This is a genomic window from Paraburkholderia acidiphila (assembly GCF_009789655.1).
GTDB classification, from domain to species: domain Bacteria; phylum Pseudomonadota; class Gammaproteobacteria; order Burkholderiales; family Burkholderiaceae; genus Paraburkholderia; species Paraburkholderia acidiphila.
On the sequence record NZ_CP046911.1, the window covers coordinates 988,094 to 1,007,664 of the forward strand.

Below are 19,571 nucleotides of genomic sequence, written 5' to 3' on the forward strand. Positions count from 1 at the left end.
CCTTGCAAGGCGCGCCCAGTCCGTTCGAGCGAGTCGCCTCGACGCCCGCTTCGGATATCGCGAAGAGGGCCTGACAATCGTGAATCCATAGGATTGCGAACGATGATTCATGATTCGGATCGCAGCAACTCCTCTGCACTCGCAGAAAAATTCCGTTTCCGAAATATCACCTTGACTGACTATAGAACAAAATTCCCGTCATTTAATACGCGTAGTGGTAACGACCGATATCTGAGGCGCCTGTCCGGGAATTCGCCAAAGCTGGCGTGAACGGTATCTGCCCAGACGGCTTCTACGGCCACCGAATTGGACAATCGTATGTCTGCTAGACCACAGAGCGAATTGAACTCTCGTTCCCGATTAGCGCTCGGCGGCCTATGCTGAATACGGCCCAATGAAGCGTCAAACGTTGAGCGCCCCATCAGTTCGGCCACGCGCCAGCCAGGCCAATCGCAACAGCCCCCCACACGATCCTTCGACAGACCAGGTTTGCAAGCCAATCGAGGAGCCCGCACATGAGCACGACCCCAACCACAGCAGCGAATCCCGCCCCCATGCCGCCGCCTGTGCAGGCACCGACACCCTCGGAGCCTCAAAGCCTGCAAACGCGCTTGCGTAATGCCCTCAACACCATTGAAACGAGTGCCGCTGTCCCGCCGGAACAGAAGAGGATGATTGGCCTCCTCCTGAGCCAGGCGCAGACCCAGGCGACCGATCTTCTAAGCGGCGATACCACCGCGTCGCCAGTGCATCATGTTCTATCGAACGTCAACAGTCTTTTGGATAACGCCACCGTATTACAAACGCCAGATGGCCGCCTCGTTGCAACGACGGTCTCAGACGAAGGCGATCTTGTCGGAACAGCGAAATACGAGTCGCTGGATATGGGCTGGGCAGAGGCCGCGGCATGCTGGCTCGAACATATACCACCCGGGAAAAAGGCGACATTTTCCAACGCCCCTCAAACGATCACCATTCCGAACAGCGTTTCGATCGCCATTGCAGGCGACTGGGGCACCGGCGTCGATTACAGAACTGACGGGCAGCAAGCGCCCGCCGGGAAAATTGCCGACCGCATTCGCAGCCTCAGTCCGACCTACACAATCCATTTGGGTGATGTCTATTACGCGGGAACGTCACCCGAGGAGAATGAGAACTTCCTTGCCGCGTGGCCTTCTGGTTCGGCTGGGAGCTTCACATTGAATTCGAACCACGACATGTATTCCGGCGGAAACGGCTACTTCAACAGCACATTGGCGGATGCCAGCTTCCACTTGCAAAAGGGGTGCAGCTATTTCGCCTTACAGAATGACAACTGGCTCATTATCGGTCTCGACACCGCCTACTATGCCAACCAGATGCAGCTCTACCAGAACGGTTGGCTCGATGCGCAGCAGTGCGCATTTCTCCAGCAGACACTCGATAACGCGAAGCATTGCCGCACGATCCTGCTGACGCACCACAACGGCCTCTCCACCGACGGGGCGACCCTGTGTGGCCTGTGGGGCCAAATTGCCCCCTTGTTTTCGGACCGCGAAGTGTGGTGGTACTGGGGGCACCAGCATGCCGGCGCCGTCTATATCGACCACGGCAACGTGCACCCCAGATGCTGCGGGCATGGTGCCATCCCGGCAGGCGCGCCTACCCAGCTCGACTCGAGCCCCTCAGCGATCTGGCATGAAAACCGGGAAGTGCCCGACCTCCTCTATCCGGGTCGCGTGTACAACGGCTTTGTCTTCCTGACGATCGACGGCAACTCGCCGTTGAAAGAGGCGTTCATCGACGAAGACGGAACACAGGTCTACCCGCCGCCGCCCGCCCATTGATGGCGCAGTCGTTGCCCCGCGAATGCGGGGCAACGATGACGAAGCTCAACGCGAAGATGGAGATATCCATGCCCACGATCCCCTACGACCCATCGCTCGACGCGCTCGACTCACCGGGGCACAGGCCGACGGTGCTCACCGCCGAAGGCAACTATGAAATCGACGGACTATGTGCCGAATTCGCGCGACTTGCCTATATCGCCTACGAGGAGGGCGATGCTGAACGCCAACAACTCGACCGGGCGCTCGCGCTGGTGGGCTTTCAGCCCGCCGTCGCCTTCAATTTTGCTGACGACGACACGCACGGATTCGGCGCGATGAGGCCCTCCGATGGCCTCGCAGTCCTCGTGTTCCGCGGAACGGACCCGCAATCGCTCAGCGATCTCGCGGACGACGCAAGCTTCAACTTGACACCGTGGACGGAGACCGCCGGCCAGGTTCACGCGGGTTTTGCAGGCGCCGCGCGCGGTCTGCGCGGTGCGGTGGAGACCTGGTTGAAGGCGACCGCGTCCGACCGAACGCAACTCATATTGACGGGGCATAGTCTCGGCGCGGCCATCGCGACGCTCTTTGCCAGCCTGTGCACGCCAGACGCCCTCGTGACAATCGGGTCGCCGCGAGTAGGCGACGCTACGTTTGTCGCGACGCTCAAGGCATCGCGCATCACGCGCTATGTCGATTGCTGCGATCTCATCACCGATTTGCCGCCCCCCTTTAGCGGATACGTCCACGCGGGAGCGGCGAACTACATCACGCGCCTCGGTGCGCTTGCCCCGCATGCAGACGATGCATTCGTCCAGGCGGACCGAAGCGCCGCCCGCGAAGACTATCTGGTCAATTACGCATGGCGCATCGGCGACGTCATGGTGCGCGATCTTGCGGATCACGCACCGATCAACTACGTGCGAAGTCTGGTGCCCTGAACGATGAATCCCCGTCAGGTGGCTTGATCGCCGTACAACAATTGCTGGGGAATATTTTTCACTTGCAGTCCTGACGGTTTGCCGGAACCGGCCGGATAGTCGATCTGCCACACGCGATCGAATACCGTGCCGGGCCACGGGCTCTGCGGCGGCTGACCGCCGAGGCTCTGCGTGAGCGCCGGGATATTGCCGTGATGCCAGCAAATCAGCAGAACCTTTCCGGCATAGTGACTGTCCGAAAGGATTTTGTCGGCGAGCTTGCCATAGTCGCCGTCCGCGATATCCGACTTGATGGTCATCTGTAATGCTTGGGCTAACGGTGTAATGGTTTCGACAGGACGATTGCTGTGAGTGGACGCCTGTGTGGCGAACAGTGCATCGGGCTTGCCGAGTGTCGCGACGAAATAAGGCGCGAGCGCGGCGGCGCGTTCATAGCCGCGCGTCGAAAGATTGATGCCATCCTGCGGATTATCCGTTGCCGGATCACCGGGCTTTTCCCCATGCCTGATGATGAAAATGGTCTTGGGATAGTCGGCCCCACTGGTTGTGCTCATTATCGGTCTCCCGCTTCATGTTCTTCCCGTCGATCAAGCGCATTCGCGCGAGCCACGCTCAACTTCGCGCGCTCACGAAAGCATAGCCCACGCAAATGGCTTCAAGAAGGTTCGCAAATATGGCGGAATCCGAACTGAAGGACCCGTATCCTGGCCGTTAGTTGGACGCATCTCCCTCACGATGCACCGGTTGTGTCTCCTTCAGGCTCTTCGCGAGCCGCGATGCCTGCAGATAGCCGGGATTCGCTGGCCGCTTCAGGTAACGCCCCGCGCCGCGCCGCGCACGCAGATCGCCGTCCGCCCACACGAGTTCGCCTTGCGAGACCGTGTGCGTCGGCACGCCACGCACCGTCATGCCTTCGAAAACGTTGAAGTCGACGTTTTGATGATGCGTCTTCACCGAGATCGTCCGCGTGGCCTCGGGATCCCATACGACGATGTCGGCATCGGCGCCGACCGCCACGGTGCCTTTGCGCGGGTACAGGCTGAAGATCTGCGCGGCGTTGGTGGAAGTCACCCGCACGAACTCATTCGGTGTGAGCCGGCCCGTGTTCACGCCCTGATCCCACAGCACCGCCATGCGATCTTCCACGCCGCCGCATCCGTTCGGAATCCTTGTGAAGTCGTTGCGACCCATGGCCTTCTGCGAAGCGCAGAACACGCAGTGATCGGTTGCCGTGGTGTGCAGCAACCCGCCTTGAAGTCCGCGCCAGAGCGCGTCGCGATGCTCTTTCGTGCGAAACGGCGGGCTCATGACATGGGCGGCGGCGCGTGTCCAGTCCGGGTCGCGATAAACAGACTCGTCGATCACCAGATGCCCGGCAAGCACTTCGCCGAACACGCGTTGCCCCTCGCTGCGTGCGCGCGCAATGGCTTCAAGCGCGTCTTTCGCCGACACGTGAACGATGTACACCGGCACACCCAGCACCTGCGCAATGCGAATGGCGCGATTCGCCGCCTCGCCTTCGACTTCGGGCGGCCTCGAAAGCGGATGCGCCTCCGGCCCCGTGAAGCCGCGCGCAAGCAACTGCCGTTGCAACTGGAAGACGAGCTCGCCGTTTTCGGCATGCACGGTGGGCAACGCACCCAGTTCGAGCGAGCGAGCAAAGCTGTTCACGAGAATCTCGTCGTCGGCCATGATGGCGTTCTTGTACGCCATGAAGTGCTTGAAGCTCGACACGCCGTGTTCGTTCACGAGCAGCCCCATGTCGCGATGCACGCTGTCGTCCCACCACGTCACCGCCACGTGAAAGCCATAGTCGGCAGCGGCCTTTTCGGCCCAGCCGCGCCACTCGCGAAACGCGTCCATCAGCGGCTGCTTCGGGCTCGGAATCACGAAGTCGATGATCGATGTCGTGCCGCCCGCGAGACCCGCCGCCGTGCCCGTGTAGAAGTCGTCGCTCGCCGTCGTACCCATGAACGGCAGTTCCATGTGCGTGTGCGGGTCGATGCCGCCCGGCATCACGTACTGTCCGCCCGCGTCGACCACGGTCGCGCCCGCCGGCGCGTCGAGGTTCTCGCCCACGGCCTCGATCACGCCGTTGTCGCACAGTACGTCCGCGCGCCAGCTCTTGTCCGCATTGACGATGGTGCCGCCTCGAATCAGGATCGCCATGATGCCAAGTCTCCTTCAGTTGAACGATTTCACGCTGCCATGCCTCATGCGCTCGCCACGCTTGGGCGCCGGCTCTTGCCGAGCTTCATCATCACGCCGTAGACGATCGCCGCAATGGCGAGCCCCACGAACCACGCATAGGTGTAGATGCTCTTGAACGCGTCGGGAACGGAGGCAAACACGCCTGGAAACGCGGTGTTGAGAAAGCCAGGCAGGTTGGGCAACACCCCCAGGACCAGGGCGATCACGGCTGCCATATTCCAGCCGTTCGAGTAGGTGTATTCGCCGTTTTCCTCGAACAGCTCGGCAGTGTTCAGGCGCGTGCCGCGAACGAGGAAATAATCGACGATGAGAATGCCCGCCACGGGCCCGAGCAGGGCCGAATAGCCGACGAGCCAGGTGAAGATGTAGCCCTGCGTGGTAGCGAGAATCTTCCACGGCATCATCACAATCGCGAGGCCCGCGGTGATCAGACCACCAGCCTTATATGAAATCGCCTTGGGCCAGAGGCTCGAAAAGTCGTAGGCCGGCCCGACGAGATTGGCGGCGAGATTGCAGCACATCGTGTCGAGAGTGAGGATGACGAGCGCGATGCCCACGCCAACGCCCTCCATGCGGCTCGTGAGGTCGATAGGGTCCCAGATCGCCTTGCCGTAGATCACGACCGTCGCCGACGTCACGACCACGGACACCACCGAAAGCAGCGCCATCGGAACAGGCAAACCGATGGCCTGCCCCACGAACTGGTCCTTCTGCGTTTTCGCGAAGCGCGTGAAGTCGGGAATGTTGAGCGCGAGCGTGGCCCAGAAACCCACCATGGCCGTGAGGCTTGGCCAGAACGTCGCCCAGAAGAGCCCCGCTTTCTTGCCGCCCGCGACGAACTGGGAAGGTTGCGAGAGCATCGAACCCACGCCCCCCGCCCTCGAACAGGCCCACCACACGAGCACCACGCACATCACGACCTTGATGGGCGCAGACCAGCTTTCGAGCCAGCGGATCGAATCGGTGCCGTGCAGGATGAAATAGAGTTGCAGCACCCAAAACACGAGAAAGCACGCGCCCTGCCCGATCGAAATGCCGAGAAACGGCAGCGCATCGCCCACCAGCGCGTTATGCGTGAGGATATTGGCGAGCGTATAGATAGCGCTGCCGCCCAGCCACGACTGGATGCCGTACCAGCCGCACGCCACGATGGCGCGCAGCATGGCGGGCAGCTTTGCGCCCTGGGTGCCGAACGAAGACCGCACCAGGACCGCGTAGGGAATGCCGTATTTCGTGCCTGCGTGCCCGATCAGCAGCATTGGCACGAGCACGATGAGATTGCCGAGCAGCACCGTCAGCACCGACTGCCAGGGCGACATACCCTGCTCGGTGAGCCCCGCCGCAAGCATGTACGAGGCGATGTTCATCACCATGCCCACCCAGAGCGCCGCAAAGTGATACCAGCGCCACGTGCGCTGCGCGGCGCCGGTTGGCGCGAGATCGTCGTTGTATAGCTCGCTTTCGGCGCGGCGCGCGCTGGCGTCGCCTGTCAATGGCTGACTCATGGTTGCGGTTCTCCGGGGCTTGTCGTTGGTTTCGTTCGGATCGGCTCAATGCTGTTTCAATGCGTCAGGCGGCTTTCGGGTCGGCTACACGTGCAGGGTTGTTCGGATGCGTGGTCCAGTTCGCGTAGCGGGCCGAGTCGACGCGCGCCATCGTGATGCACTCGTCGACCGGGCAGACATGCATGCATAAATTGCACCCGACACAATTGGCATCGACCACTTCGAAGTGACGCTTGCCGTCGCGCGTGGCGGTAATGGCCTGATGCGAGGTGTCCTCGCACGCGATATGGCAAAGGCCGCACTGAATGCAGCGGTCCTGGTCGATACGCGCCTTGATGTCGTAGTTGAGGTTCAGGTACTGCCAGTCGGTAACGTTGGGCACGGCGCGGCCGCGAATGGCGTCGAGGTTTTCGTAGCCCTTGTCGTCCATCCAGTTGGAGAGACCATCGATCATGTCGCTGACGATTCGGAATCCGTAATGCATCGCCGCGGTGCAAACCTGCACGCTTCCTGCGCCCAGCACGATGAATTCGGCGGCGTCGCGCCAGTCGGAAATGCCGCCGATGCCGGAAATGGGCAGGCCGTGCGTTTGCGGGTCGCGTGCAATCTCGGCGACCATGTGCAGTGCAATGGGCTTGGCGGCCGGTCCGCAGTAGCCGCCGTGCGTGCCTTTTCCGTCCACGGTGGGCAGCGGCGCCATCACGTCGAGATCGACGCCCACGATCGAGTTGATCGTGTTGATGAGCGAAACGCCGTCCGCGCCGCCCTTCATCGCCGCGCGTGCGCCGTGGCGTATGTCGGTGACGTTGGGCGTGAGTTTCACGAGGCAGGGCAGGCGCGTGCCCTCCTTCACCCAGCGCGTGACCATTTCGATGTATTCGGGCACCTGCCCCACGGCCGCGCCCATGCCGCGCTCGCTCATGCCATGCGGGCAGCCGAAGTTGAGCTCTACCGCATCGGCACCGGTGTCTTCGACCTGCGGCAGAATCCACTTCCAGTCTTGCTCGGTACACGGCACCATCAGCGAAACGATGAGCGCGCGCTCGGGCCAGTCGCGCTTCACCTGCGCGATTTCCTTGAGGTTCACGTCGAGCGGCCGGTCGGTGATGAGTTCGATGTTGTTCAGCCCGGCAATGCGCTGTCCGTGCCAGGTGGTAGCGCCGTAGCGCGAACTCACATTCACGACGTGCGGGTCGAGCCCGAGCGTTTTCCAGACTACGCCGCCCCAGCCCGCCTCGAACGCGCGGTTCACGTTATAGGCCTTGTCGGTGGGCGGCGCGGACGCGAGCCAGAACGGGTTGGGCGATTCAATGCCGGCAATCGTGCAGCGCAGGTCGGCCATGATGCGACTCCTTCGAATTGTCTGGTTTCGGTGTGTTGATCGCGCGGTTCAAGCCGCGCAGTTCAAGCCGCTTTAGCGGACTGACTCGCGAGGTAGCGGTCGATTGCGCGCGCGGCGAGCTTGCCGTCCTGCACGGCCTGCACGGTGAGGTCGGTTGCGCGGTGGCCTGCGCAGTCTCCACCGGCGAATACGCCTTCGATGGAAGTCGCGCCATCCGCATCGACGACAATGCGCGCGCCGCCTGCGCTCAGTTGCAGGGCATCGAGGCCAACCAGGCCTTCGGGCAAGAGCTTCTGGCCAATGGCCTTCAACACCATATCGGCTTCTACGCGCACAATTTCGCCGGTGCCGCGCAACGCACCGCCCGCATCGAGCGCGGTGCGTTCGAACTCCACAGCCCGCACGCGCGTGTCGCCGGTAATGCGCAGCGGCTTCATCCATTCGACGAGCGCCACACCCTGTGCACGAGCGAAATCCTGTTCGGCCCAGGTGGCGCTCATTTGCTCCGCACCGCGGCGATACGCAAGCGTCACCTGCTCAGCGCCCAGCTTGCGGCTTTGCACGGCGGCATCGATGGCCGTATTGCCGCCGCCGATCACCACCACCTTGCGGCCCATGGCCAACGTGGAGAGATCGCCGGCCTCGCGCAGGCGTGCGATGAACTCCACGGCATCGAGCACGCCATCGAGCGCTTCGCCTTCAATGGAAAGCGATTGCGTGCCGCCGAGGCCCACGCCAATGAACACGGCGTCATACGCAGCGCGCAGTTCGGTTAGCGTGACGTCACGTCCCAGGCGCTGGCCCTGGCGTATTTCAATGCCGCCAACGGAGAGCAGCCATTGCACTTCGCGTTGCGCAAAGTCGTCGACGACCTTGTACGCCGCGATGCCGTATTCGTTGAGGCCGCCCGGCTTTTCACGCGCGTCGAACACACTCACGCGATGCCCCGCAAGCGCAAGCGTATGCGCGCAGGCAAGCCCCGCCGGGCCGGCCCCGACCACGGCAACGCGGCGTCCCGTGTCGCTGGCGCGCTTGAAGAGCGCCGGCGCGCCGGCAGCCTCGCGCGCCATCTGGAAGTCGGTGGCATGGCGCTGCAGCGCGCCGATCTGCACTGGTTCGCCATCCTGATGATTCCGAACACACGCCCCTTCGCAAAGAATCTCGGTGGGGCATACACGGGCGCACGTGCCGCCCAATGGGTTAGCGCTCAAAATATCGCGCGCCGCGCCCTTGAGATTGCCGTTGCCGATCTTGCGGATAAATCCCGGAATATCGATACCGGTCGGGCATGCCGCCACACACGGCGCGTCGTAACAGTAGTGGCAGCGATCCGCGGCAATGACGGCGGCGTTGGCGGAAAGCGGCGGCGCGACGTCGGCAAAGTTGCAGCCTAGCTGCTCGGCGGTGAGGCGGCCAGGCGCGATGCCGTCGGCGGCATTCGAGTTGGGCTGGGACATCCGGATGCTCCTTGCGAGGCAAAACACGGACTCGCCGGCTGTGCGGAACGCGCACAGCCGGTACGTGGGGACAACGGGAAAGACAACGCGGCTCTCAGGCCGCTTGCGTGAGCGTCAAAGGCGTCAGCCAGGCTCGCTCGCGCGTTCGAGCATGGCGTGCAGCAGCACGTTCGCGCCCGCCTCGATCCATTCGATCGTCGCGTCCTCGACCTCGTTATGACTGATGCCGTCGATGCATGGGACGAACACCATCGAAGTTGGCGCGACTGTCGCGAGATAACACGCGTCGTGACCCGCGCCCGAGACGATCTCGCGGTTCGAATAGCCAAAGCGCTCCGCCGCCGCGCGCACGGAGTTCACGCAGGCCTTGTCGAACGGCACCGGCGCGTAATAGAAAATCTGTTCGACCTGCGCTTCCAGCTTGCCTTGCTCTGCAATCTTCGCAATGCCTTCGCGCAGTTCGGCATCCATCTGCGCGAGCACGTCGTCCTGCGGATGTCGAAAATCGACGGTGAAGAACACGCGCCCCGGAATCACGTTGCGCGAATTCGGATGCACCTGCATCATGCCGACGGTCGCGCAGGCCAGCGGCGCATGGCCCAGGCCAATTTCGTTCACGAGTTGCACGACACGCGAGGCGCCCAGCAGCGCGTCGCGGCGGCGCGGCATCGGCGTGGGGCCCGCATGCGCCTCCTGCCCCGTGAGCACGACTTCGTACCAGCGTTGGCCTTGTGCGTCCGTCACGACGCCGATGGTTTTGTTTTCGGTTTCGAGGATCGGCCCCTGCTCGATATGCAGCTCGAACGCAGCGTGAATCTTGCGCCCGCCGCAAGGCAGGTCGCCCGCGTAGCCGATACGCTGCAATTCCTCGCCGATGGTCTTGCCATCGACGTCCTTGCGCGAGAGTCCGTAGTCGAGCGTGAAGACACCCGCGAACACGCCGGAGGCAACCATCGCTGGCGCAAAACGCGAGCCTTCTTCGTTGGTCCAGATCACGGTTTCGACGGGGCGCTCGGTTTGAATGCCGTGATCGTTGAGCGAGCGAATCACTTCGAGCCCGCCCAGCACGCCATAGATGCCGTCGAAGCGCCCGCCCGTGGGCTGCGAATCCGCATGCGAACCGGTCATCACGGGCGGCAAGTCGCTGTTGCGCCCCGCGCGGCGCATGAAGACGTTGCCCATCTGGTCGACGCTCACCGTGCAGCCCGCCTCCTTCGCCCACTGCACGATGAGATCGCGTCCCTGTTTATCGAGGTCGGTCAGCGCGAGACGGCACACGCCGCCCTTGGGCGTAGCGCCGATTTTCGCCATCTCCATCAGGCTGTCCCACAGACGCTGGCCGTTCACGTGGATCGCGGTCGTCAGCGCGGCTTCGCTTACTGCGTTCATGCGTGTCCTCCTGTGCGTGTTCGTCGATCGTGCATTCGTGCCGCCTTCTGGGGCGGGAAGAGCCATGGCGGTGCGCGCCTCGCTCGCCCTTCGCGACTCCCGAAACCTTGTCCCGCGAATCCTGTCCGATTGGACAGGTTGTAGACGATAAACTTTGCGAATTCAATGCGGTGTTACCAGCGAGAAGCGTGCCATCGATGCTGCAGTGCGCGAAAACACCCGCGCCAGCCCACGCGTTTTCCCCGAGTGCGGGGAATACACGAGGCGCTTACATCGTGACTACAATGAAGCCGTCATGCGCGCGCGAGCCGCGCCGCCTCTTCCCTTATGAACGGACCGACCAACATGCGCGACGACGAACCCACCACGCGAGCCGCGTCCCACGCGATACGCGGCACGGCGCAAGAACGGGACGCCGCTGACGCAACGCACAAGCCGCGCCGGCGCAAAGCCGCCATTCGCGAGTCGAACGAAGCGCATCTGCTCGCCTGCGCGGAAGCCGTGTTCGCCGAGCGCGGCTTCGAAGGCGCGAGCACGGCGCTGATCGCGGAGCGCGCGGGCCTGCCGAAAGCGAATCTGCACTACTACTTCCCGACCAAGCTCGCGCTCTACTGGCGCGTGCTCGACGATCTGTTCGAGGAATGGAATGCCGCCGCCAACACCTTTGACGCGAGCGACGATCCGGTCGAAGCCATAGGCGGTTACGTGCGCGCGAAGATGGCACTCTCGCGGCGCCGGCCGCTTGGGTCGAAAGTGTGGGCGAACGAAATAATTAGTGGTGCGATGCATATGCAGGACATCCTGCTCAAGCGCGTGAAGCCATGGATGGAAACACGCGTGACGCTGATCGATCGCTGGATTGCCGAAGGACTGCTTGCCCCCGTCGATCCGAAGACACTGCTATTCATGATCTGGGCCACCACGCAGCACTACGCCGATTTCGAGGCGCAAATTCGCGCGCTCTCGGGCAAGCGCGCACTTTCCACCGCGGGGTTCGAGGCGAGCACCGAGGAAGTGGTGCGATTGATCTTGCGCGCAAGTGGCGCGCGCTCGCCTGGGCAATAGAAAGGTGACGATGGTGTGCGATCCGGCGTAGCGCCCGCTGGCGTACTGCTCGCCGCCCTCCCCCAAGGCAAACGATGGCGCGAATTACTAAAACCGTGGCGCCCAATCGTAAATGCGATATCCGCGTTTGCCGTATCGTCCAATTTCGACCACGAACCCTGTACTGACGACATTTCGTGTGAACAATCGCGACATGATCGTCGGGCCGCGACACGATTCGCCGCCCCGCTACGCGAGATGAATTGCCTTCCCGGCACACCACGCAAGTCAAGCGACTATCAAATCTTTAGGATAACGTATGAATGATATTGCAGGATACGACTTCGAAGATCTGGCACCGGGTATGAGTGCGAGTTTCGCCAAGACCATTACCGATGCGGATATCGTACTGTTTGCCGGCGCGTCGGGCGACAACAACGCCGTGCACATCGACGAAGAGTTTTCGCGCAAGACGCCCTTCAAGGGACGCATTGCGCACGGCATGCTCAGCGCAAGCATGATCTCCGCGGCAATCGCCGGCCGCCTGCCCGGCCCGGGCACGATCTACCTTGCGCAGAATCTGCGCTTCAAGGCGCCCGTGAGGCCCGGCGACACGGTGAAAGCCACGGTGACAGTGCGCGAACTCATCGCGGGCAAGCGGCGCGTCGTGCTGGACACCATCTGCACCGTGCAAGGCAAGGTGGTGATCGAAGGCGACGCACTCGTCATGCCCACTTCAAGAGCGGATCGCGCTATCGAGAAACGTTCGGCAGACGACTGCGCGAATACGGTATCGGAACGGGTATGAGCAATCTCTTCAATATGCCCGACGAAGTCGCGCACGGATTTTCCCGCTCGGCCAAAGACTTTCTGAACGCGCTGGCCGGCATTCCGGCGAGTGCAGCCGTTGCGCCGGCGCTATTGCACGAAGCCGGTGCTCGCTACTGGGAGCAGCAGTGGGCGCTGTGGACGGACATGCTGAACCCGCAGGCAGCAGGCGACGAGGCACGCCGCGACCCACGGTTTCGGGCCGACGAGTGGACCGGCAACGCCTGGTATAACCTCCTTCGGCAGTGCTACCTGGCCAATGGCGGCCTGCTCGAAGACATGGTCGGCGCGACAGGCTATGACGAACGCGAAAAGCACAGACTGCGCTTTTTCATGCGCCAGTTCATCGATGCCGCGAGCCCCACGAACTACGCCGCCACGAACCCGGAGGCGATCCGGATGGCTATCGAGTCGAACGGTGAGAGTCTTCGTGCCGGCATGACCAATCTGATTGGAGACCTCGCGCGCGGCACCATTACGATCACCGACGAAGCCGCGTTCGAGGTAGGTCGCAACGTTGCTGTGTCCAAAGGCGCGGTTGTCTTCGAGAACGCGCTGTTTCAGTTGATCCAGTACGCACCGCTCGGTACGCACGTCGCGAAGCGCCCTTTGCTCGTCGTGCCGCCTTGCATCAACAAGTTCTATATTCTCGACCTGCAGCCTGAAAATTCCTTTGTGCGCTTCGCCGTCGAGCAGGGACAAACAGTATTCATGGTGTCGTGGCGCAATCCCGACGCTCAAACGGCGCATACGACGTGGGACGACTACCTGGAATCGGGCGTGATGGAGGCAATCGATATCGCCCTTGCGATCACCAGTGCGGACAAGGTCAACACGGTAGGCTGGTGTGTGGGCGGTACGATCCTCTCTTCAGCGCTTGCAGTGATACGCGCGCGCGAAGAAGACAAGGTCGCGAGCCTGACGCTACTGACGACCATGCTCGACTTTACCGATCCGGGCGATCTCGGTGTCTTCATCGATGAGCAAACCGTCTTGCAGCGTGAGCGATCGATAGGAAGCGGCGGCATCTACCCAGGGCGTGAGCTCGGCTTCGTGTTCCAGATGTTGCGCGCCAACGATCTGATCTGGCCTTACGTGATCAACAATTATTTGAAGGGGAGAAACCCGGCGGCTTTCGACCTCCTGTACTGGAACGCGGATAGCACCAATCTGCCCGGCCCGATGTACACCTGGTACTTGCGCAACATGTACCTCGAAAACAACCTGCGCGTGCCCGCAAAGCTCACCATGTGCGGCGTTCCGGTCGACCTCGGCCGCATCGACATGCCCGCCTATGTGCTGGCGACCCAGGAGGATCACATCGTTCCCTGGAAGTCGGCGTGGCGCAGCACCGGGCTTCTCGGTGGCGAGACCCAGTTCGTGCTCGGGGCAAGCGGGCATATCGCCGGCGTCATCAATCCGGCGACAAAGAACAAACGATGCTATTGGGTAGGCGGCGACGAGAACAGCAACGCTGCAAGTGATGCCGAAGGCTGGTTCGCGTCTGCGCAGCAGGCTCCGGGCACATGGTGGAACCACTGGATCGCGTGGCTGCAACCGCACGCGGGTGGACGAGTCAAGGCGCGCACGAAGCTCGGAAGCACGAAATTCCGGCCGATCGAGCCCGCGCCCGGTCGTTACGTCAAGGTGCGCTCGGGTTGAGCGATGCATCGCACGTGCTACGCGGTCGTGTTTGCCTCACGGTCGCCAGACACATGCAGAGGCTTACCCAATGAACGAGTTGAAGCGCCGATTGCGATTTCCTGACTACACTCCACAAACACGCGCGCGCAAAGCGTGGCCTACCGAATGCCGCGAGGCTTCGAAGGCGTGCCCTTTATGCGCGGCAATTAACGCCGTCGCGATGCGATGTCTGTGGAGAAACACGGCGCATGTTCAAAAGCCGGATTTGCGCAGCACTACTCGGCCTCTTCTGCGTCGCGATTGCGCCCGCCACATATGCGCAATACACGACCGACTGGCTCGCCAACACGTATGGCACGCTCGCCGCACACGTCGGTAACGGCGCACGCTCGATGTGGGTCGCGCCCGAGGGCGTCATCTATACGTCATCGCGCTGGGACGAAAACGCGGGTGGCGTGGCGCTCTACCAGAACGGCGCGACGCGTGGCACCATCGGCGCGCATGACGAGTTTCAGGGCAGCGCGATCACGGGCAACGCGACATCGATCTTCGTCGCGCTCGGTTACAGTCGCGCGTTCGGCAGCGGTTCTGTGGGCCGCTACAACCGGAGTTCGAATACTCGGGACCTTCGCATTGCGGTCAGCACGTGGACCGGAATCCAGAACGCAGACGTGATCACGGGTCTCGCGACAGCGGGCACACTGCTCTACGTCAGCGACTACTACGGCAACCGCATACGGGTGTATATGACCGACGGCGCCTGGCAACGTGACATTGGCGTCCCGCAACCCGGCGCACTCGCAATCGACGGCGCGGGCAACGTCTGGGTCGCACGCGAAAACGCGGGCGTGGTCGCGCAGTTCAGCCCGACCGGCGCGCCGCTGAACACGATCCAGATGGCTGCGGGTGCAAGGCCATCGGCACTCGATTTCGATGCGCCGACGAATCAGCTGCTGGTTGGCGACGAAGGGCCCGACATGAACATCAAGTGTTATGGCCTGACCGGTGTGCCTGCGCTGGTCGGCACGTTCGGCGTTCAGGGAGGCTATCTCGACACGACGACGGGCATCAAGGGGCAGGTCGGCGACAAGCGCTTCACGCGCGTCGTTGGTATTGGCAAGGATGCAGCCGGCAATCTCTACGTGCTCAATAACGCGTGGGGTGGCGACTGGGATCTCGGGCGCAATGGCAGCACCGACATTCATTCGTACAACTCAACGGGCACGCTGCAGTGGACTTTACAGGCGCTCAATTTCGAGGCCATTGCCGCGCCCGACCCGGCAACGGACGGCGCCAACTTCTACAGCGGCAACAACATCTACACTGGCACGTCAGGCGGAACGTTCGTCGCGAACACGATCGATCCGTTTACCTGGCCGGCGGATCCGCGACTGAACTTCAGCGACTATCAGCGCGGCCAGCTTTTCGGCCAACTTGTCGTGGTGGGCGGCAGCCGCATTCTCGTCGCTTCCGGCCAGAATCCCGACACGTTCAACTTCTTTCATTTCCAGCCGTCGAGCGGGTATATCGCCATTCCCGACGGCTCGATTCCGGGCAAGGCATTCAATACGAATACGAAAGTGACGGGCGGCTTCGCGATAGACGGCAATGGCGACGTCTGGGCGGGCCTCGACCGTACCAATCAGATTTCCCACTATCCGCTGACGGGCTTCGACACGAACGGCAAACCGTCATGGGGCCCGGCCAGTACGATAGCGATCCCGCGTACGGCGCGGCCGCTCACGCGCATCGTTTATCAGTCGGATAGCGACACGATGATCCTCGCGCAAGGCATTGCGGGAAGCTGGGACTGGACGGCAATGAACGGACACATCGAGGTCTATCACGGCTGGAAGGCGGGCAACACGAGCGCGCCGAGTCCGGTGATCGACCTCACGAGCCCGAACCCGAAATCGGTCGCCGCGGCCGGGCACTATCTGTTCGTCGGCTACGTGCATACGGTGCCGAATATCGACGTGTTCGACCTCGACACCGGCAGCCTCGTCACGACGTTGACGAACTCGAATCCTGCGGCAATGGATGTCGGCAACGACGTGGATTCGATGTACGGCATTCGCGCGTACCTGCGCGCGAGCGGCGAATACGTGATCACGAAAGACAATTACAACGGATCGAGCGTCGTCGTTTATCGCTGGCACCCGTAACCGCAAGTCTTTTTACGCGCGTCCTTGCGTTTCCGGGTTGATAGTCATAATATAACTAGACACAAATAGACTAGACGCCCATGCTCCGACATTCGCCCCTCGCCCTCATCGTTCTCGCCATGCTGACCGAGGCGCCGATGCATCCCTACCGGATGCAGCAGCTCATCAAGGCGCGCGGCAAGGACGAAGTCGTCAACGTGCGGCAGCGCAACAGCCTCTATCAGACGATTGACCGGCTTTTGCGCGGGGACCTGATCGCCGTACGCGAAACGGAGCGCGACGGCGCGTTTCCTGAACGCACGATCTACGAAATCACCGACGCAGGGCGCGACACGGCGCGCCTGTGGCTGCGCGAGCAGCTCGCGCAGCCCGCGCGCGAATTCCCGGCGTTTCCCGCGGCGCTCTCGCTGTTGCCGTTGCTGCCACCCGACGACGCCCGGCGCCAGCTCGAAACGCGCGCGGCGGCCCTCACGCGCGAACTTGCCCGCACGGACGCCTTGTACGCGGGCGCCGAAGCGATGCAGGTGCCCCGTCTCTTCCTGCTCGAAGGCGAACTCATGAGAGCGACGCTCAAGACCGAGCTCGACTGGATCACGAGCGTCGTGGCCGACCTGAAAGCCGGCAATCTTACGTGGAGCGAGCCGTGGCTGCGCGAGCTCGCCGAGCGTTTCGCACCGCCATCCGACACGCCTGCAACACGCGAATCATCGAAGGAGGGATAGCCATGGCGCACTTCAACCCGCAAACTCCGCTCTCGGTCATGATCATTGGCGCGGGAACCGGCGGCCTGTGTCTCGCACACAGCCTGCAGCGCGCCGGCATCAATGTTCAGGTGTACGAACGGGATCGTACGCGCGTCGACGGTCTGCAAGGCTATCGCGTCGGCATCGATCCGCACGGCCTCGCCGCCCTGAAGGCCGCGCTGCCGCCAGAACTCTTCGCAACGTTCCTCGCCACCTGCGCGCGCACGCCGGGCTACTTCAACATGCTCACCGAGCGCATGTCGGAGCTGCTGTCGGTCGGCATCGGCGAAAGCGAGATCGATGGCGGGAAGTCGGTGAGCCGCATGACGCTGCGCCAGGTCTTGCTCACGGGGCTGGAAGAACGCGTGCATTTCGACAAGACCTTCGTCGCATACGAGCGGCATGACGACGGCCGCGTCACTGCGCACTTTGCCGACGGCACGCGCGCGAGCGCGGATGTGCTGGTCGGCGCCGACGGCGCGCGTTCGAAGGTCCGAAGGCAACTGCTCCCGCACGCGAGGCTGGAGAACACCGGCATCGTGAGCATCGCGGCGAAGGTGCCGATGACCGAAGCAAACCGCGCGCTTTTGCCGCCCAAGGTACTCGACGGCATTACGCTGATCTCCGCGCCGAAGGGCTACGGCGCGATTATCCATGTGATGGAATTCAACTGGGACGGGACCGGCGCCAGGTCCGGCATCGGCGGCAACGACGCCGCGCTGATCGAACGCTGGCCGGGCCTGCTCTACGACAACACGCGCGATTATCTGATGTGGGGCGTATGGGGCGCGCGCCGCAACGTTCCCGCCGATCCGATGAAGCTCGAAGCGCCGGCCCGGCTCGCGCTCGCCATGCAGATGACCGACGGGTGGCACCCCAACCTGCGCGCGTTGATTCGCGCGTCGGACCTATCGACGACTTTTGCCGTAGACGTGCGCACGTCTGTGCCCGTCGACCCATGGCCGGCGTCGAACGTTACCGTGCTCGGCGATGCAATCCATTTGATGACGCCGGGCCGAGGCGTCGGTGCGAATACGGCGCTGCGCGATGCGCAATTGCTCGGCTCGCAACTCGTGCGGGTTACGCGCGGCGAGCTGCCGTTAGTGGATGCGGTTGCCGACTACGAAGCGCAGATGCGCCGCTATGGCTTTCACGCTGTCGCGGAGTCCCGCAAGCAGTTTGACGAGCGAGACGCGATCCATCGGCCCATTGTCGGACGCTTCGCGCTCGGTGCGATGCGCACGGCAATGCGCGTCGTGAACAATGTGCCGCCACTGAAGCGGCGCATGATCGAATCGGAAAACCGGTTTCGCGGCAGCGAAGAAGAAAGCGCTGTAGCTTCGCATTAGCGCACGCTGCCGGGCCTGACCCCGCGCGGGCCTGTCCCGCGCCTGTGTTGGCGTCCCGCCGCCGCCATTCACTAGCATTTCTGCGCCAACGCACTCCATCGCGACGGTTAGCCCCGACAATCCACATAAGGCGACTCTGCTTACCGTGCAGGTGAATCATATTGCTTCGCAATGCGAATCAAGTAGTGAATGACTGACGTTTCCGGTCGCCGCATTCGGTAGCGATGCGTGATTGCGTTCCGCTAATAACTCGCATAGTCGCAACGATGATAGTTGTTCTGAACAATGCCGACGACGCATCGGGGGAGCGTGTCGAGGTATATCGCTTGCGCGCGTGTGGGGCGACGCGCTGAGCACTTTGCGCGAGCCACACGCGTTTTTTGAAGCGGCTTGCGCGAAATGGGGGAGACGATGAACCGATCAATGAAGCAGGCCATTGTATGGGTGCTGGCTTTGGCCCTGTCGGGTGCGGCCTATGGTGCAGCCGGTGGTAATGGTGGTGGGAACGGCGGCGGTAATGGTGGTGGGAACGGTGGTGGCAACGGCGGTGGCAATGGTGGTGGGAACGGCGGTGGCAATGGTGGAGGTAATGGCGGCGGCCACGGCTCGAGTTCTGGCTCTGGGTCGAGTTCTGGTTCTGGGTCGAGTTCTGGTTCTGGTTCTGGGTCGAGTTCAGGTTCTGGATCGGGCTCGGGCTCCGGATCAGGTGCAGGCTCAGGGTCGGGTAGTTCCGGCTCAGGTAGTTCCGGCTCAGGTAGTTCCGGCTCAGGTAGTTCCGGCTCAGGTAGTTCCGGCTCGGGTAGCTCCGGTGGCAGCAGTTCCGGTAGCAGTGGCTCCGGCGCAGGTAGCTCCGGTGGCAGCAGCTCCGGTAGCAGCGGCTCCAGCGGAGGTAGCTCCGGTGGCAGCAGTTCCGGTAGCAGCGGCTCCAGCGGAGGTAGCTCCGGTGGCAGCAGCTCCGGTAGCAGCGGCTCCAGCGGAGGTAGCTCCGGTGGCAGCAGCTCCGGTAGCAGCGGCTCCAGCGGAGGTAGCTCCGGTGGCAGCAGTTCCGGTAGCAGCGGCTCCAGCGGAGGTAGCGCGGGTGCAGGCAGTTCCGGCGGCAGTAGTGCCGGCGCAGGTGGTGGCTCGAGCGCGGGTAGCTCAGCGGG

General features: G+C 62.7%; 15 protein-coding genes. 8 read left to right on the top strand and 7 right to left on the bottom strand.

All coding sequences use genetic code 11. The features are described from left to right. Nucleotides 1-515 precede the first annotated feature (515 nt). On the top strand, nucleotides 516-1,826 hold the full coding sequence (locus tag FAZ97_RS28730; protein ID WP_158762118.1) for a metallophosphoesterase family protein: 1,311 nt from the start codon (nucleotides 516-518) through the stop codon (nucleotides 1,824-1,826). 68 nt (nucleotides 1,827-1,894) lie between these two features. Beyond that, nucleotides 1,895-2,749 (top strand): lipase family protein, encoded by an 855-nt coding sequence (locus FAZ97_RS28735; RefSeq protein ID WP_158762119.1) that lies wholly within the window; start codon nucleotides 1,895-1,897, stop codon nucleotides 2,747-2,749. Between the two features lie 14 nt (nucleotides 2,750-2,763). Here the strand turns inward: FAZ97_RS28735 and FAZ97_RS28740 are convergent, their stop codons facing one another. From FAZ97_RS28740 to FAZ97_RS28765, 6 genes are all read right to left on the bottom strand, one after another. Continuing rightward, entirely contained in the window at nucleotides 2,764-3,303 is a 540-nt protein-coding gene (locus FAZ97_RS28740) for a SixA phosphatase family protein (RefSeq protein ID WP_158762120.1), read from the bottom strand. A 157-nt stretch (nucleotides 3,304-3,460) separates the two neighbouring features. Then, on the bottom strand, nucleotides 3,461-4,918 hold the full coding sequence (gene hydA, locus FAZ97_RS28745) for a dihydropyrimidinase (protein ID WP_158762121.1): 1,458 nt from the start codon (nucleotides 4,916-4,918) through the stop codon (nucleotides 3,461-3,463). A 44-nt stretch (nucleotides 4,919-4,962) separates the two neighbouring features. After that, nucleotides 4,963-6,465 carry an NCS1 family nucleobase:cation symporter-1 gene (locus FAZ97_RS28750; protein WP_158762122.1) on the bottom strand — a complete coding sequence of 501 codons (1,503 nt, stop codon included), beginning with the start codon at nucleotides 6,463-6,465 and terminating at the stop codon, nucleotides 4,963-4,965. Between the two features lie 64 nt (nucleotides 6,466-6,529). Beyond that, nucleotides 6,530-7,807, bottom strand: a complete 1,278-nt coding sequence (preA, locus tag FAZ97_RS28755; RefSeq protein ID WP_158762123.1) for an NAD-dependent dihydropyrimidine dehydrogenase subunit PreA — start codon at nucleotides 7,805-7,807, stop codon at nucleotides 6,530-6,532. 62 nt (nucleotides 7,808-7,869) lie between these two features. After that, complete coding sequence (locus FAZ97_RS28760; protein WP_158762124.1) at nucleotides 7,870-9,264, bottom strand: NAD(P)-dependent oxidoreductase; 1,395 nt, start codon at nucleotides 9,262-9,264, stop codon at nucleotides 7,870-7,872. 123 nt (nucleotides 9,265-9,387) lie between these two features. Next, nucleotides 9,388-10,653, bottom strand: coding sequence for a Zn-dependent hydrolase (locus FAZ97_RS28765; RefSeq protein WP_158762125.1), 1,266 nt, complete (start codon nucleotides 10,651-10,653; stop codon nucleotides 9,388-9,390). A gap of 345 nt (nucleotides 10,654-10,998) precedes the next feature. On the opposite strand from FAZ97_RS28765, the gene FAZ97_RS28770 reads away from it, so the two are divergent. From FAZ97_RS28770 to FAZ97_RS28795, 6 genes are all read left to right on the top strand, one after another. Continuing rightward, nucleotides 10,999-11,718: a TetR/AcrR family transcriptional regulator gene (locus FAZ97_RS28770; protein WP_158762126.1), complete on the top strand. Its 720-nt coding sequence runs from the start codon at nucleotides 10,999-11,001 to the stop codon at nucleotides 11,716-11,718. Between the two features lie 298 nt (nucleotides 11,719-12,016). Then, nucleotides 12,017-12,505 (top strand): MaoC family dehydratase, encoded by a 489-nt coding sequence (locus FAZ97_RS28775; protein WP_158762127.1) that lies wholly within the window; start codon nucleotides 12,017-12,019, stop codon nucleotides 12,503-12,505. Then, the gene (phaC, locus tag FAZ97_RS28780; protein WP_158762128.1) at nucleotides 12,502-14,187 is read left to right on the top strand and encodes a class I poly(R)-hydroxyalkanoic acid synthase; all 1,686 of its coding nucleotides are present in this window, start codon (nucleotides 12,502-12,504) and stop codon (nucleotides 14,185-14,187) included. Before FAZ97_RS28775 ends, phaC begins: the two co-directional genes overlap by 4 nt. A 230-nt stretch (nucleotides 14,188-14,417) precedes the next feature. Continuing rightward, the gene (locus FAZ97_RS28785; RefSeq protein ID WP_158762129.1) at nucleotides 14,418-16,334 is read left to right on the top strand and encodes an NHL repeat-containing protein; all 1,917 of its coding nucleotides are present in this window, start codon (nucleotides 14,418-14,420) and stop codon (nucleotides 16,332-16,334) included. Nucleotides 16,335-16,414: 80 nt separating this feature from the next. Continuing rightward, the gene (locus tag FAZ97_RS28790) at nucleotides 16,415-17,056 is read left to right on the top strand and encodes a PadR family transcriptional regulator (RefSeq protein ID WP_158762130.1); all 642 of its coding nucleotides are present in this window, start codon (nucleotides 16,415-16,417) and stop codon (nucleotides 17,054-17,056) included. 2 nt (nucleotides 17,057-17,058) lie between these two features. Further along, on the top strand, nucleotides 17,059-18,426 hold the full coding sequence (locus tag FAZ97_RS28795; protein ID WP_158762131.1) for an FAD-dependent oxidoreductase: 1,368 nt from the start codon (nucleotides 17,059-17,061) through the stop codon (nucleotides 18,424-18,426). Nucleotides 18,427-18,846: 420 nt separating this feature from the next. Here FAZ97_RS28795 and FAZ97_RS28800 read toward each other — a convergent pair whose 3' ends face one another. After that, the gene (locus tag FAZ97_RS28800) at nucleotides 18,847-19,029 is read right to left on the bottom strand and encodes a hypothetical protein (RefSeq protein ID WP_158762132.1); all 183 of its coding nucleotides are present in this window, start codon (nucleotides 19,027-19,029) and stop codon (nucleotides 18,847-18,849) included. Nucleotides 19,030-19,571: the final 542 nt, after the last annotated feature.